Consider the following 13,798-nt stretch of genomic DNA (forward strand, 5'->3'; position numbering starts at 1 on the left):
AATAGTCAATTTGCCTATATTATTGACTAATATAATATAACCTATTAATATATAAATAGAATGGATTATTGCATTAATAAGACTATTTTCAAAAGACGGCTGGTTGAGCTCGGTTTTCGTGGGGTGTCTGATTTTTCCAATAAAACGGGCCTTCATCGGAATACCGTTCAAAATCTTTTGGCGGGGCAAAGTGTTATCTCCTCCTCTTTTTTTAAGGTGGCGTCGACTCTTAGGGCCGATCCGCTAGAATTGATTCAGGCCAAGGCGGATTTGCCCCGTTCGATTAAGGGGGGAGATGAGGTCAAGGGGCTTGTTGGGCAGATCATGAAAGAAGATAAAAAGATGGCGGTTTTTCTTCTGGGCTCCCGGGCCTTGGGTAAGGCCAAGAAGTACTCTGATTGGGATTTAGGTGTCATTCGCTACCCCGAGCCGATTTCAGGCCGGGAGTTTTTACGGCTCAAGGTAAAGGTCGAAGAGTGGAGCGACTCACTCATTCGTACAGTGGACTTGGTCAATTTGAATGTGGCTCCCGAATGGTTTTTGGGAGAGATGCGGTCTCAACCGGTGTTTCTTGCAGGAAATACAGAGGCTGCTGCCTATTTTTTGGGGATTCTTGATGGAATCAAAAAACGAAAAGTTGCTTAAAGCCATTCAGCATCTGGAAGAGGCGTTGTTACAGTACCGTAACAAAAAAACAGAACTTAATTTTCTCACAGTTTCAAAGGCATTTGAGACGCTTGTGGAATACGTTTGGCGTTTATTGAAACGGATTGTGGAGGATGAGGGATTGGAAGCTCCCTCGCCCAAAATGGCTATCAAGCAGGCGGCCAAACTTCATCTGATTTCGGATCCTGAAAAATGGCTCGAAGCGATTGAGGCACGGAATAACAGCGTTCATGATTATTTTGGGATCTCAGAGCAGGAATATTCTGAACTGGCCAAGGAATTTTTGAACTTGGTACGCGGTTCTAAAATTTTTCATTCAGTTGACTAACGGTCAGCCGGAACACAATCGGTCTCAACATGAAGCATCCGGTCGACAGAGTCGTCATACTCCCAGACCATCTCGTTGTGGGCCTCAAAGAATTCCTCAAGAGAGGCATAAGAGTCATCAAAGCGCGGGAGGGCGGTGATGGAGGAGGATTCCGAGGCGTAATCTCCCTCCTGCACGGAGGAGCCGGCGACGTCGTAAGTTCCGCGAAGTCCCCATTTTTTGAGTGATTCCACGGCACGTTCAAGACAACGCCCCACATAGCCGCCTGAGAAGGTGAGCTGTTTTCCTTTGAGCCGTTTGGACACCTCCTCCCGATACGCCTCGATCAGGGTCCCGTCGGCGAACTGCTCAGACTCGATAAAATAGTAGTTCTGGTTCGTGCCAAAAATATCCCTTAAGAGGGCCGTGTATCGTCTCATCGTCTCTCCGGTCCCTTTAAGATAGCGGCCAAGGACAAAAAGGACAGGGGTTCCGCTCTTCTTCATTGCCTCAAGTCGCTTTAGCTCCTGGTAAAGATCGAGCGCCTGGAGGAATTTTCCCTCACGGGCCAATTTCTCAATCACCTTGATGAGCTCGGCCCTCGAGCTTGGGGGGTGACTCTCGATGATTGAGAAGAAGGGGTGGACATGGACAGCGACACTTTTGGCCTCTGATGGAATCCGATCGACAAAATGATGTCGCCCCAGATCCCGCACATATCCTTCGGTTGAGTAATAAAATCGTGCCCGCAGCCTGCTCACAAGATCAGGATCTTTCTGTTCAAGACAGGCACCATCCGCATCGGTCCCGTGGGCGAGAATGAGGTGCCCTATCATCTCCCGTTGATGCGGAGTCAGCGGTGTATCCAACAATGGTAGCGCTTCAAAGGGGCTCTCATTGAGGAACAATGAGACAGGATCGAGCAGGAGATTTTTACGATCACTCCCCATATTGGGAAATCGTTTCAGGAGTGCCATACCGATCCCGCCTGAATGAACGATCGGAACCGATGACAGAAACCAGTCGACGTAGAGATTACTTGCCTCCTCCGAGAGACGGGTGCCTTCAACCGATCGAAGATCGACCCCCCTTGACTTGAGGACCTCCTCAATTTTTTGGCGGGCCCCCTCTGCATCCCACTCCCTTTGGATATCGGTGCTCTCCAGTTCCGAAATAGGATGGAAGAGGGGTAGGCGATCTTGGGAGGGTCGTACAAAAAGCTCAGTACCGATCTGCCAAGTTTCTGTCCAAGTTTCTTGTCCTGAGGCGCTTAGTGTATTCTTGAAATCGGCATCCCAATTTTTCCCAAGGAGTGCCTCGAGCTGTTTTCCAACGACGTCATTATAGTTCCACAGGGTGAGTCCTGAGAGAGGTCTCAATGTTGTAAAGATTTCCTGACCTGTGATCTGGCGATCCCCGTTCCGGTCAAAGAGGTCGGTTACCTCCTTGGATGTCAGGACGCCATCGTTATTGACCTCGTCCGGATGGAGATAGGTGAGTTCCTGGTAGATCCGGACCGCCGTAGGATCCAGATAATATTCAACTTCATTGGCTTTGCCCATCACCCGATATTATCGGTTCGAGGCTTCTTTTAGTTGCGCCACGGGCCCGGTTTGATTATCCTCGCCCTCGTTTATGGGGGCCTACGTTTCACCAGGGGATGTCCACAAGATCTTATCGAAACACCTCCTTGCAGACGGGCTTGAGATCGTCTGTGATCTTGAGAAAAGCCGCGGCTCCTGGATCCATGATGCCAGGAGCGGCCAAAAGTTCCTCGACATGTTCACCTGCTTCGCGATCCTCCCCCTGGGGTTCAATCATCCGTCGCTGGCCGATCCTGATTTTCAAAAGAGGCTTGGTCGTATTGCCGTCAACAAGATCTCCAATTCCGATCTCTACACCGTTGAGATGGCCGAGGCGCTTCAGGCGTTTGACCGGTATGCGATCCCGGACTATCTTCCCCACCTCTTTTTGATCTCCGGCGGGGCGTTGGCCGTTGAAAACGGACTCAAGGCGGCGTTTGACTGGAAGGTTCAGAAGAATTTCAGGAAGGGCCATAAGAGGGATAAAGGGCATCAGGTCATCCATTTCCGTCATGCCTTTCATGGGAGATCCGGATATACCCTGTCGCTGACCAATACGGCGGATCCCAGGAAGTATCAGTATTTTCCGAAATTTGATTGGCCTCGCATTGATCCTCCCGAGATGAGGTTTCCACAGAACGAACAAAATCTGAAGTCGGTGAAGGAGGCTGAAGAACGCGCCTTGGCCCAGATTCAAAAGGCGGCCTTGAACGATCCCGATGATGTCGCCTGCCTGATCCTAGAGCCGATCCTGGGGGAGGGGGGCGACAAGCATTTCCGTCCGGAATTCTTAAAGAGCTTGAGAAGACTTGCGGATCAACACGAGTTTCTCTTAATCTTTGATGAGGTCCAGACCGGAATGGGAATCACCGGGAAGATGTGGGCCCATGAGCATTGGGACGTACGACCGGACCTCATGGTCTTTGGAAAAAAATCACAGATTTGTGGGGTGATGGGGGGGGGGCGACTCGATGAGGTGGAACGGAATGTCTTTGTGGAACCTTCCCGGATCAATTCCACTTTTGGTGGGAGCCTTGTCGATCTCGTCCGATTGGGCAAGATCCTCGAGGTGATGCATGAGGAAAAACTGCTCGACAACGCCAAGGTGGTTGGCCTGCACCTCTTGAAACGGCTTCAGGAACTGGAAGGGGATCTGGATGAGGTGAGCAACGCCCGTGGTTTGGGGCTCATGTGTGCCATTGATCTACCGACACCGGCGCGGCGAGATGAGGTCAAAAAGGAGTGTTATCGGCAAGGGATGATTATCCTCCCGTCCGGTACACATTCAATCCGGTTTCGACCGGCGCTTACCGTTACAAAAAACGAGATTGATCAGGCGGTTTCGATTTTGCGAGAGTCTATTTTAAAGAGTTGAGGAAGGTAAGGTGGGGGCGCAGCAAGCAGCGCCCCTACAAAGTGCGAAGGCAGAAAGAGGCCCATGAAACAATTCATCGAAAAACTCGGGATCAAGGAATCAAACTCCGGTGCCTGCGGCCCCAACGGCTGGCTCAAAAATCCGGGTGGTGCAAAAGTCATCTCCACGACGCCGATTGATGGGACGACTATCGCCTCGGTCCTGCAGGCCTCCCGGAAGGAGTACGACAGGATTGTTCAGGAAGGCGTCGAGGTTTTTAATCGATGGCGGATGCTACCGGCCCCGCAACGTGGTGAGATTGTGCGACAGATTGGAAATAAACTGCGTGAAAAAAAGTCGCTTTTGGGGCGTCTCGTCTCTCTCGAGATGGGAAAGCCGCTCGTCGAGGGGGAGGGAGAGGTCCAGGAGATGATCGACATGGCTGACTTTGCCGTCGGTCTCTCCCGTCAGCTCTATGGCATGACGATGCAAAGTGAAAGGCCGGAACACCGGATGTATGAGCAGTGGCACCCGCTTGGTCCCGTTGGTGTGATCACCGCATTTAATTTTCCCGTTGCCGTATGGGCCTGGAACGCCTTTCTTGCGGCTGTTTGCGGTGATGTGGTCCTCTGGAAGCCATCCCACAAAACGCCACTCTGTGCGGTTGCGGTTCAAAACATCGTGAATGAAGTGATGGCAGGGCATAACTTTATCGGGGTCTTCAATCTCATTATTGGAGAGACACATGAAGTCGGTCAGAGATTATTGGAGGATCGGCGTGTCCCGTTAATCTCCGCGACCGGTTCCTGCCGGATGGGGAAGGTTGTTGGAGAGACGGTGGCCAGGCGATTTGGCCGGAGCCTCCTTGAACTCGGTGGCAACAATGCGATCATTGTCATGAAGGATGCGAACCTTACTATGGCGACCCGGGCGATCCTTTTTGGTGCCGTGGGAACGGCTGGCCAGCGTTGTACGAGTACACGTCGTATTATTATGGAAAAGGGGATCGAGGGGGAGCTGACCAAACGGCTCGTAACGGCTTATCGACAGATCAAGATCGGAAACCCGCTTGATACAAGCGTCCACATGGGACCTCTTGTTGATAACGGCGCGGTTGATCAGATGATGTCGGCGCTTCAGGCGATTGGACAACAAGGGGGGGAGATTATTGCGGGTGGCAAGAGGCTCGAGGGGAGAGAGTACCCCGGTGGCTGTTATGTGGAACCGACCCTCGCCAAGGCAAAGGCGGATATGGCGATCGTGAAGGAGGAGACGTTCGCACCGATCCTCTACCTCATGACAGCGAGTGATATTGAGGAGGCGATCCAGATTCAGAATGATGTTCCACAAGGGTTATCGTCGGCCATTTTTACAAACAGTCTTATGAATGCCGAGACCTTCCTCTGTCATCGCGGTTCTGACTGCGGGATCGCCAATGTGAATATCGGGACGAGTGGTGCCGAGATCGGTGGGGCGTTTGGTGGAGAGAAAGAGACGGGTGGGGGCCGTGAATCGGGCTCAGACTCCTGGAAGCTCTACATGCGACGCCAGACCAACACGATCAATTGGGGGAAAGAGCTCCCGCTCGCCCAAGGGATCAAGTTTGATATTTAAACTCCGATTTTCAAATCCCCCCGTAGGTAATTCAAGGATTACAAATTCCCCCTTTGCTAAAGTGGGGTTCCGCGATGCCCCACTTTGAAAAAGGGGGCAGCGGGCCTCCCCACCCACGGAGGGGAATTTTAAGGTCACACGCCGAAATTTCGCAACTAAGTACCGGGGGGGGGCGATAACAGTAACAGAGTGCAGAGGTGTTGTTTTTAAATTGGAGGAAAATTTTATGAGTAAAGTCAAATGTACCCCTCAAGGGCATCATGGAACGGGAGCTCAAACAGGCTCCTGCGATGCTCAAAGGGCAATCAAACGGGATAGAGTCGTTGATTACAAGGAAAGGATCGCTTACCGAACGGCCCGGTGTGATTCCGGTGATTCGTACAGCTGTGGGGCAAAATCAGCCCTTAAAGTAGAATTAACAGCCCGACACGAGGCAGTGACCGATGCATCAAGATTGAGACCGGGTGATCGGGCAATCCGAGAGAACCGAAATGGTCTCTATACATCCGAAGCCTATAACCGAGGAGTGGTCGTAGCAGACTCAGAAGGTCAGTGCGGGTCTTATACTAACGTCGTTGCCTTCCGCCCCGACAGCTTTGTCGTTCCGGGGGCCTATGAATGTATTTTGCCAAGTACGCTCCAATCTGAGGATCGATTACGACGATCGATTGCAGCTCTCAAAAAGCTCATACCAGAAAAAGATTAACTGATTTTCAGATCCCCCCGTAGGTAATTCAAGGATTACAAATTCCCCCCTTTGCTAAAGTGGGGTTCCGCGATGCCCCACTTTGAAAAAGGGGGGCAGTGATTCTATTTACGATAGTGAAGGGGGGATTTTAACTGTCGTTCCACTATTTGATAAATCTTTTCAACAACGGCCTCTGTCTCTTTTAGTACTTGCCAATTATTAAACCTCAAAGCTTTTAGTCCTAGCCCTGAGAGATCGGCATCCCTTTGTTTATCAACTTCCTTTTGGTTTTCCTCCTGATGCTGTCCACCATCTAGCTCAATAACCACCTGTGCTTTGGGGGCGTAGAAATCGACAATGAAATCAGCAATTGGCTTTTGGCGATAGAATTGAATGTTTAGAATTTGTCCATCACGGATTCGTGACCATAACGCTAGTTCTGCATCTGTCATGTTACTTCTTAGTTTGCGAGACGCGTATTTTAACGATTTGTTGTAGGGAAGCACAAATCCCCCCATAGGTAATTCAAGGATTACAAATTCCCCCCTTTGCTAAAGTGGGGCAGTGATTCTATAGCATTTCAACTTTTAGCGGATACGACTGTACCCGCTAAAAGTTAGAAATACTTATGGTTTATCAACAAAAATATACTAACCAAAAGCTGATCAGCCATATTTACAATCGTGGAGGGGGGATTTCCAACCCCAACTCCTTTAGCTGCTTCTCGCTGACATGAGATGGTGCATCGACCATGAGGTCGGTTCCTTTCTGGGTCTTGGGAAAGGCGATCACATCGCGGATCGAACTGGCGCCCGCCAAGAGCATGATGATCCGGTCGAGCCCGAAGGCGATCCCACCGTGCGGTGGGGCGCCGTATTCCAACGCCTCCAACAGGAACCCGAAGCGATCGACCGCCTCTTCTCGGCTGATCTTGAGGATATCAAAAACCTTTTGTTGGACCTCTTTGGTGTGGATACGGACTGAACCACCGCCGATCTCGTGACCATTCAGCACCAGATCATACGCCTCGGCCCGCGCCTTTTCGGGAGAAGTCTCTAAAAGGGCGACATCTTCTTTTTTGGGGGACGTGAATGGATGATGAACCGCATCGAGCCTCTTCTCCTCTTCATTGTATTGAAACATCGGGAAGTCGATCACCCAGACGAAGTTCCAGAGAGACCTGTTGATCAATCCCAATTTTTCTCCAAGATGCTCACGGAGATTTCCCAACGAATCGTTCACGATCTTCGGTTGATCGGCCGCAAAGAGAACAAGGTCGCCAACTTCCAGATTTAATCTTTCTTGTAATCCGTTCTTCTCATCCTCGGAGAAAAATTTGAGGATCGGGGATTGCCATTCATTCGGCAAGACCTTGATCCAGGCCATTCCCTTGGCGCCGTAGATCTTCACAAACTCGGTCATTGCATCGAGCTCTTTTCGGGAGAGGTCAGCCCCCTTCTTTACGTTGATCCCCTTGATAATTCCCTTCCTGGCGACGACCTCCCCGAAGACCTTAAACTGTGTCTTCTGAAACAATTCAGTCAGATCGACGAGCTCGAGGCCGAATCGGGTATCGGGGGCATCCAGTCCATAACGATTCATCGCCTCCTGATAGCTGATTCGGGGGAACGGCGTCTTGAGCGTGACTCCTGCCGCTCTCCAGAGCGCCACAACAAGTCCCTCCATGATAGGCAGAAATTCGTCCCGGGCAAGGAAACTGGTCTCAATATCAATCTGGGTGAATTCCGGCTGGCGATCGGCGCGAAGGTCTTCATCCCGAAAACAACGGACGACCTGAAAATACCGCTCAAATCCGGAGACCATGAGGAGCTGTTTGAAAAGCTGGGGTGATTGCGGAAGGGCGTAAAATTTTCCCGGTGAAAGACGGGCGGGGACGAGATAATCACGAGCCCCCTCGGGTGTGCTCTTGGTCAGAAAGGGTGTCTCGATCTCCAAAAAACCATTTTCCGAGAGATAACGACGTGTCTCTTGAAGGACCTGATGTCGAAGGCGGATGTTTTTCTGGAGCGGTGTTCTGCGGAGGTCGAGGTAGCGAAACTTGAGTCTCAGATCCTCACTCGTCTCCAGCTTATCTTCAATGGAGAATGGGGGTGTCTTGGAGCGGTTCAGAATTTCAAAATCAGACACCTTGATTTCGATCTCACCGGTCGGGAGTTTTGCGTTGGCCATCCCTTCGGGTCGTGGTTCCACCTTGCCCCGTATCGCCAGCACCCACTCACTGCGGAGATTCTGGCTGAGTTCATGGGCCTTCGCATCGATCTGCGGATTAAAGACGACCTGGGTAATCCCCTCACGATCCCGGAGGTCAACAAAGATCAACCCCCCGTGGTCCCGACGGGTTGCAACCCAACCGGTCAAGACGACCTCTTTTCCGACGTCACCTTTGCGGAGCGCGGCACAGTGGTGGGTTCTCTGCATGACAAAACATCTCCTAAAAATTGTCCCTAATGGCAAGAACGATATTACGGTTGGACCTGAGTTGGTTTGGGAGCCTCTAAGGGCATGATGACGGGCGGGGGATTTGCTGGATCGACAGGTTCGGGAGGCAGGGCGGGTTTTTCCTCCTCCTTTGGGGGAGCCGGTGGAATGTCGCGTGTTAAAGGGAGAGGGACCGGCTTGACGGCGGAGGGCGGAGACTGGAGGACCGCCTCAATTTTCTGTTGCTGTTCAGGAGATGTCGGGGGCGGTGGGGGGGCTGGCTCCGGCTTTTTGGGGGGCGTGGTGGTCTTGATCTTCGGGGCGACCTTCTTCTTCTCGGATTCCATCGTTTGCCATTCAAGGTCTTCTGAATTTTCAGACGGTCCACCAGGTCCCGCAAACAGTTTCGAATGAAACGATGTGAAAAAAATGAGACTGACAATAACGAGGGTCGTTAACTTCATAACTGTCTTTTTATAATCGATGAAAAGGCGTTTCAAGTCAAACGGGACAAATTAAGTTTTTGACTCATGGCGCTTTGAATGATACCTAAGGGATCAATGAAGCGTTGGCTCTGTTTCGCTATTTTTCCCCTTATTTTTTTCTCCTCAAGGGCTGTTTTAGGACGTGACCCCAGTTTTTCGGCGCAGGTTTTTAGACCTTCGCCTTATACCGGTCGCTATTTTCAGCTTTTAGAGAGTGGAACCCTGCCTAAAAGCAGCTTCTCCTTCGGTCTCATGGCGGACTATGCCCATGAACCGGTCATTCTGGAGAGACCTGCCGGCACCAAGTTTCAAAACCTCGTGGCGAAGGAGTTATCGGCCAACCTGACCGGTGCCGTTGGTATCACGGACTGGATGGACGTTGGCCTACTTATACAGACGGCTCCCTATCTCGTTTTTCAGGCGGCAGACACGGTTATCGAGCAGACGCGTCTCCGGATGGGGGACATCCGTCTCAATGCCCGCCTCCGTCTCCTGGATCCCAAGAGTTCTCCCCTTGGCCTCTCTTTTGTGCCGATGGTCACTATTCCGACAGGGAACGGCAACAGCTTCGTGGGCAATAATCAATTTACGGGTGGTGGTCTGCTTGTTCTTGAAAAAAGGGGATTTAATGATCACTTTTCGGTGGCGATGAATGCGGGATATGAGATTCGCGAAAGGGCTGTGCTGACGACGACAGCTGCTGGCGCTCCCCAAACCGTCATTAATGATCTCTTTCTTTATGGCGTTGGGGCCAATCTCTCTCTCCATCCGCGCCTCGATCTCATTGGTGAGATTCGTGGTTTTACCGTTGCCAGCAATTTTTTTGAGGTCCCCCGTCCCGTCGATTACGGCGTGGGGGCAAGGTTCTACACAGCTCCGAACTGGGCGATTACGCTCGGTGGGGGGAGCAGCCTGATCAGCGGGATCGGCAATCCTGTCTTCCGTGCGATGGGTGGTTTGGCCTATGTACCGACGCGTGACGGAGTTCCGCGGCGAGAGCGGAAATCAAAAGATGCCGATGGAGATGGGATTAAAAATAAGAAGGATCGTTGTCCTACCGAGGCAGGCCCTCCGGAAAACGGGGGATGTCCCCTCGAAGCCAAAATCGTGATGACGCCTGAGGAATACCGGATCTTGACGCGGCCGATCCACTTCGCCTTTGAAAAGGCAACGCTTAAGGCCGATGCATTGCCGATCCTTCAGGTGCTTGCGGAGGCGATCAAGACAAAGCCTGAGATCAAGAAACTCTCAATTCAGGGACATACGGATGAGATTGGGCGGACCGTCTTTAATCAGTGGCTCTCAGAGGAACGGGCGTTGACGGTCAAGAAATATCTCGTCCAACAAGGTGTTTCGGAGGGTCGTCTCGAGTCGATCGGATTTGGTGAGACAAAACCGGTTGATCCCAAACACAGCGCCAAGGCCTGGAGGCTTAACCGTCGTGTCGAGTTTGTCTTCGAGGATGTTGACGGGATGCAACTCCCCGATCTGATTCCCCCTTATGGACCGCCGGCGACACTTCCGGAAAAAGGGCCCGTAAAGGTCCCTCCGGTCGACTCCCCCCCTCCGCCTCCAACAACGGAGAAGCTCCCGCCTTCTAGCACTCAAAAATAGACCGCAACCAATGGGGACCGGGACCGATAATCATCGCGTCTCCAAACTAAAGTTTTTTTAAGGAGGGAAATATGGGCGATATTGCTATAAAAGATTCCAAGGCCTACGTTGCGTGGCTTCAAGACGCCTCACGCGCTATTGCCGAATGGAGGGTCACTGACCTTGAGACCGCCTACGCGCGGAGAGGGGCAAAATGTAAACAAGGGGATGATTATAGCTGTGGGGCCCAATCGGCCCTCCAGACCGAGCGGTTAAAAATCGAGGCACAAACGGCACGGATTCAGGCGGTTCAGATTGAAATTGGGGCAAAAGGTTGTCATACAGAAACGGTCTACCAGTTAGAAAATGCGGCGCGCGTATGTGCTGCGGTATTAGAATATAGACATGCGCAACCCTCACTTCATGCAAAACCTTCATTGGTCTCAGGAAAATTTGGTTTGTTGGATTCAAGTGCGCCCCTCTTGGGAAAGGACCAATATCGTTCCGTGAGGGCATTCGATCGATGTTCAAGGCCCGTCGGTTTCCGAATTGAGAGATATAACCCTTTTGATTTATCCTCCTTCCGAACGTTTTCTATGCTTGATGGTTCTCCCAAATTCTTGGATCCGTCCTGTTTTGGGCCAGGCATCCTGGAATCACTGCGGATCTATGGAGAAGGAAGAGGATTATGAATGTAGAGGCTTCTGCCTATTCATCGATCGTCGAGTCGGTACAGCGGTTCTTGGCTTCGATTCCTCAGGAGGCCGATGAGATGGCAACTGTTGAATCGTCGGTCGGTGCCATTCGAGAGGCGGCGGCTCGGGAAAGGGAGGCATTGGAAGCGCTTGGCCGAACCCTCTCGGTTCCTGCCGGAGTCAGTGGTCATGATGTTGGTGAGGCTATTTGGCAATATCGAAGGGCGATGTCGATGGTTGTTGTTTTGGCCGAGTCAAACCCTAAAATGAATGCAAGCTTCCTCCGAAATCAGCCTTCTTGTAGATTGCTCTTGAGGATTTTAGGACAAGACCCCGCCTGTTCCTTAAAACCACCGGCCGCGGATCAGCTTGCGGACGGTCTCAGCTTTCTCATAAGGCTGGCGAAAGACCCAAGGGCGGTCGGCCTGCTAACCATTGTCGCTGGAGTGGCCGTCTATTCGGCGGTTTCTCCAAAATCGGCTTAAAAAATTAACGACTCCCCCGTCATCTCCCTTGGTTTCGAGAGGCCAAGAATTTTGAGGATCGTTGGTGTGACGTCTTTGAGCCCCCCTGTTCTCTTCAGGTGGGCTTGGCGCAGTGATTCATTGATGAGCAGAAACGGAACCGGGTTCGTGGTATGGGCCGTGTGAGGTCCGCCCTTGGTATCGACCATCTCCTCACAGTTTCCATGATCGGCCGTGATCATCACGGTCCCCTGACGATTGAGGATTTCATGGACCAGTCTCCCTAGGCATTCATCAACCACCTCAACCGCCCGAATCGTCGCCCTGAGGTCCCCCGAGTGTCCGACCATATCCGGATTTGCATAGTTCATGATAATAACGGGGCACCCCTCCCGAATCTTTTTTAGGGCCGCCTCTGTTAGCTGATAGGCACTCATCTCCGGTTTTTTGTCATAGGTCGGGACATCCTTAGGTGATGGGATCAAAAGCCTCTCCTCCAGTGGAAATGGTTTCTCGACCCCGCCATTTAAGAAATAAGTCACATGGGCATACTTCTCCGTCTCGGCCGTATGGAACTGTGAAATTTTATGCTCACCGAGGATCTCTGCGAGGATCCTCTTTGGCCTGTTCGGAGGAAAGGCGATCGGTAGGTCAAATAACTTGTCGTACTGGGTCATACAGACGAACACCCCCAGTGGTGGAAATCGGTTTCTGGAGAATCCGTCAAACTGCGGATCTGTCAGTGCCTGCGTTAGCTCCCGTGCCCGGTCAGGACGGAAATTAAAGAAGAGGACGACATCCCCTTCTTGAATCGCATTCCCTTTTCCAAAGACGATCGGCTGGATGAATTCATCCGTGAGATGTTTTTGATAAACCTCTTCGACCGCCTTGAGCGGATCGTTGTGCGCAGAGCCTTTCTTTTCTGTTAACGCCTCATAGGCGATCTGGACCCTCTCCCATCTCTTGTCTCGATCCATCGCGTAATAGCGGCCGATCAACGTGGCAATCTCACCAATGCCGGAGGTTTTCATCTCTCCCTGGAGTCGCCTCAGGTATTCCTGACTGCTCTTGGGCGGGGTATCACGGCCATCCAGAAAACAGTGGACCGAGACCTTTTCCATCTTTTGCATTTTTGCCATCTGGAAAAGGGCAAACAGGTGACGTTCGTGGCTATGCACGCCACCATCGGAGAGAAGTCCCATCAGGTGAACTCGCTTGCCGGTCTCTTTTGCCATTCGAAAGGCGTTTTGAAGGATTGGATTCTCAAAAAAGGAACGATCTTTGATCGACTGGTTGATCCGGCTTAAGTCCTGATTGTTGATCCTCCCCGAACCGATCGTGAGGTGTCCTACCTCGGAATTTCCCATGACTCCCGATGGCAAACCGACCGCCTCTCCCGAGGCCTCCAGTTCGGTGTGAGGGTACTGCTTGAGAAACCGGTTCCAGTTCGGCATCTGCGCCAGGACGGTTGCGTTTCCTTCACGTACATTCCGAACACCAAAACCGTCGAGAATGATCAAAAGAAGGGGATTCATTTTTACTTTAGTTTAAAACGAGCGACAGGGGCATCGCTCCAGAGTTTCTCCAGGGCGTAGAAATTCCGTACCTCTTCGTAGAAGACATGTGCGACGACCTCCCCATAATCGATCAAGATCCAGTGACCTTTTGTATACCCCTCAATCCCGATCGGATGACGGTGACGATGCTTCATCGTCTCCTCGATTCGTTGACAGATCGCCTGGACCTGCCGGTCAGACCGGCCGCTGGCGATGACAAAATAATCGGTCAATGCGGTTAGTTCTCTTAAATCTAAGACCTTGAGGTCGATCGCATGAACATCGCTCGCCGCCTGAGCGATCCATTTTGCCGTCTCTCTCGATGGATTTCTTTTTTTGCTTGAGTTGATTTTT

At 51.6% G+C, this 13,798-nt stretch carries 14 protein-coding genes; 8 read left to right on the forward strand and 6 right to left on the reverse strand.

Features of this window, described 5'->3' with window-relative positions:
• Positions 1–60: 60 nt before the first annotated feature.
• Positions 61–645, forward strand: coding sequence for a nucleotidyltransferase domain-containing protein (locus tag HYT77_01825; protein MBI2066739.1), 585 nt, complete (start codon positions 61–63; stop codon positions 643–645).
• On the forward strand, positions 617–994 hold the full coding sequence (locus HYT77_01830) for a nucleotidyltransferase substrate binding protein (protein MBI2066740.1): 378 nt from the start codon (positions 617–619) through the stop codon (positions 992–994). Before HYT77_01825 ends, HYT77_01830 begins: the two co-directional genes overlap by 29 nt.
• Here HYT77_01830 and HYT77_01835 read toward each other — a convergent pair.
• A complete protein-coding gene (locus HYT77_01835) occupies positions 991–2,535 on the reverse strand; it encodes a hypothetical protein (protein ID MBI2066741.1) in 1,545 nt (514 codons plus the stop codon). The two genes, HYT77_01830 and HYT77_01835, sit on opposite strands and share 4 nt — an antisense overlap.
• A 73-nt stretch (positions 2,536–2,608) precedes the next feature.
• Between HYT77_01835 and HYT77_01840 the strand changes: the two genes are divergently transcribed.
• From HYT77_01840 to HYT77_01850, 3 genes are all read left to right on the forward strand, one after another.
• Positions 2,609–3,931 (forward strand): L-lysine 6-transaminase, encoded by a 1,323-nt coding sequence (locus tag HYT77_01840; protein MBI2066742.1) that lies wholly within the window; start codon positions 2,609–2,611, stop codon positions 3,929–3,931.
• A 63-nt stretch (positions 3,932–3,994) separates the two neighbouring features.
• Complete coding sequence (locus HYT77_01845; protein MBI2066743.1) at positions 3,995–5,524, forward strand: aldehyde dehydrogenase family protein; 1,530 nt, start codon at positions 3,995–3,997, stop codon at positions 5,522–5,524.
• Between the two features lie 226 nt (positions 5,525–5,750).
• Positions 5,751–6,230, forward strand: a complete 480-nt coding sequence (locus tag HYT77_01850; protein ID MBI2066744.1) for a hypothetical protein — start codon at positions 5,751–5,753, stop codon at positions 6,228–6,230.
• 104 nt (positions 6,231–6,334) lie between these two features.
• On the opposite strand, the gene HYT77_01855 is transcribed toward HYT77_01850, so the two are convergent.
• From HYT77_01855 to HYT77_01865, 3 genes are all read right to left on the reverse strand, one after another.
• The gene (locus tag HYT77_01855) at positions 6,335–6,718 is read right to left on the reverse strand and encodes a DUF559 domain-containing protein (GenBank protein ID MBI2066745.1); all 384 of its coding nucleotides are present in this window, start codon (positions 6,716–6,718) and stop codon (positions 6,335–6,337) included.
• Positions 6,719–6,887: 169 nt separating this feature from the next.
• Positions 6,888–8,651 carry an aspartate--tRNA ligase gene (aspS, locus tag HYT77_01860; protein MBI2066746.1) on the reverse strand — a complete coding sequence of 588 codons (1,764 nt, stop codon included), beginning with the start codon at positions 8,649–8,651 and terminating at the stop codon, positions 6,888–6,890.
• Positions 8,652–8,695: 44 nt separating this feature from the next.
• Entirely contained in the window at positions 8,696–9,115 is a 420-nt protein-coding gene (locus tag HYT77_01865) for a hypothetical protein (protein MBI2066747.1), read from the reverse strand.
• A 96-nt stretch (positions 9,116–9,211) separates the two neighbouring features.
• On the opposite strand from HYT77_01865, the gene HYT77_01870 reads away from it, so the two are divergent.
• From HYT77_01870 to HYT77_01880, 3 genes are all read left to right on the forward strand, one after another.
• Positions 9,212–10,750 (forward strand): OmpA family protein, encoded by a 1,539-nt coding sequence (locus tag HYT77_01870; GenBank protein ID MBI2066748.1) that lies wholly within the window; start codon positions 9,212–9,214, stop codon positions 10,748–10,750.
• A gap of 71 nt (positions 10,751–10,821) precedes the next feature.
• Positions 10,822–11,421, forward strand: a complete 600-nt coding sequence (locus HYT77_01875) for a hypothetical protein (protein ID MBI2066749.1) — start codon at positions 10,822–10,824, stop codon at positions 11,419–11,421.
• Positions 11,418–11,909: a hypothetical protein gene (locus tag HYT77_01880; GenBank protein MBI2066750.1), complete on the forward strand. Its 492-nt coding sequence runs from the start codon at positions 11,418–11,420 to the stop codon at positions 11,907–11,909. The genes HYT77_01875 and HYT77_01880 overlap by 4 nt, the downstream gene beginning before the upstream one ends.
• Here the strand turns inward: HYT77_01880 and HYT77_01885 are convergent.
• Both HYT77_01885 and rsfS read right to left on the reverse strand, forming a co-directional pair.
• Positions 11,906–13,423: a 2,3-bisphosphoglycerate-independent phosphoglycerate mutase gene (locus HYT77_01885; protein MBI2066751.1), complete on the reverse strand. Its 1,518-nt coding sequence runs from the start codon at positions 13,421–13,423 to the stop codon at positions 11,906–11,908. The genes HYT77_01880 and HYT77_01885 overlap by 4 nt on opposite strands.
• A 2-nt stretch (positions 13,424–13,425) precedes the next feature.
• On the reverse strand, positions 13,426–13,794 hold the full coding sequence (gene rsfS / locus HYT77_01890; GenBank protein MBI2066752.1) for a ribosome silencing factor: 369 nt from the start codon (positions 13,792–13,794) through the stop codon (positions 13,426–13,428).
• Positions 13,795–13,798: the final 4 nt, after the last annotated feature.

Source organism: Deltaproteobacteria bacterium, assembly GCA_016180855.1.
GTDB lineage: Bacteria > UBA10199 > UBA10199 > JACPAL01 > JACPAL01 > JACPAL01.

Excerpts from the sequence above, each read along its gene's own strand:
- HYT77_01825 (MBI2066739.1), top strand. The coding sequence starts at position 61 with ATGGATTATTGCATTAATAAGACTATTTTCAAAAGACGGCTGGTTGAG.
- HYT77_01830 (MBI2066740.1), top strand. The coding sequence starts at position 617 with ATGGAATCAAAAAACGAAAAGTTGCTTAAAGCCATTCAGCATCTGGAA.
- HYT77_01835 (MBI2066741.1), bottom strand. The coding sequence starts at position 2,535 with ATGGGCAAAGCCAATGAAGTTGAATATTATCTGGATCCTACGGCGGTC.
- HYT77_01840 (MBI2066742.1), top strand. The coding sequence starts at position 2,609 with ATGGGGGCCTACGTTTCACCAGGGGATGTCCACAAGATCTTATCGAAA.
- HYT77_01845 (MBI2066743.1), top strand. The coding sequence starts at position 3,995 with ATGAAACAATTCATCGAAAAACTCGGGATCAAGGAATCAAACTCCGGT.
- HYT77_01850 (MBI2066744.1), top strand. The coding sequence starts at position 5,751 with ATGAGTAAAGTCAAATGTACCCCTCAAGGGCATCATGGAACGGGAGCT.
- aspS (MBI2066746.1), bottom strand. The coding sequence starts at position 8,651 with ATGCAGAGAACCCACCACTGTGCCGCGCTCCGCAAAGGTGACGTCGGA.
- HYT77_01865 (MBI2066747.1), bottom strand. The coding sequence starts at position 9,115 with ATGAAGTTAACGACCCTCGTTATTGTCAGTCTCATTTTTTTCACATCG.
- HYT77_01870 (MBI2066748.1), top strand. The coding sequence starts at position 9,212 with ATGAAGCGTTGGCTCTGTTTCGCTATTTTTCCCCTTATTTTTTTCTCC.
- HYT77_01875 (MBI2066749.1), top strand. The coding sequence starts at position 10,822 with ATGGGCGATATTGCTATAAAAGATTCCAAGGCCTACGTTGCGTGGCTT.
- HYT77_01880 (MBI2066750.1), top strand. The coding sequence starts at position 11,418 with ATGAATGTAGAGGCTTCTGCCTATTCATCGATCGTCGAGTCGGTACAG.
- HYT77_01885 (MBI2066751.1), bottom strand. The coding sequence starts at position 13,423 with ATGAATCCCCTTCTTTTGATCATTCTCGACGGTTTTGGTGTTCGGAAT.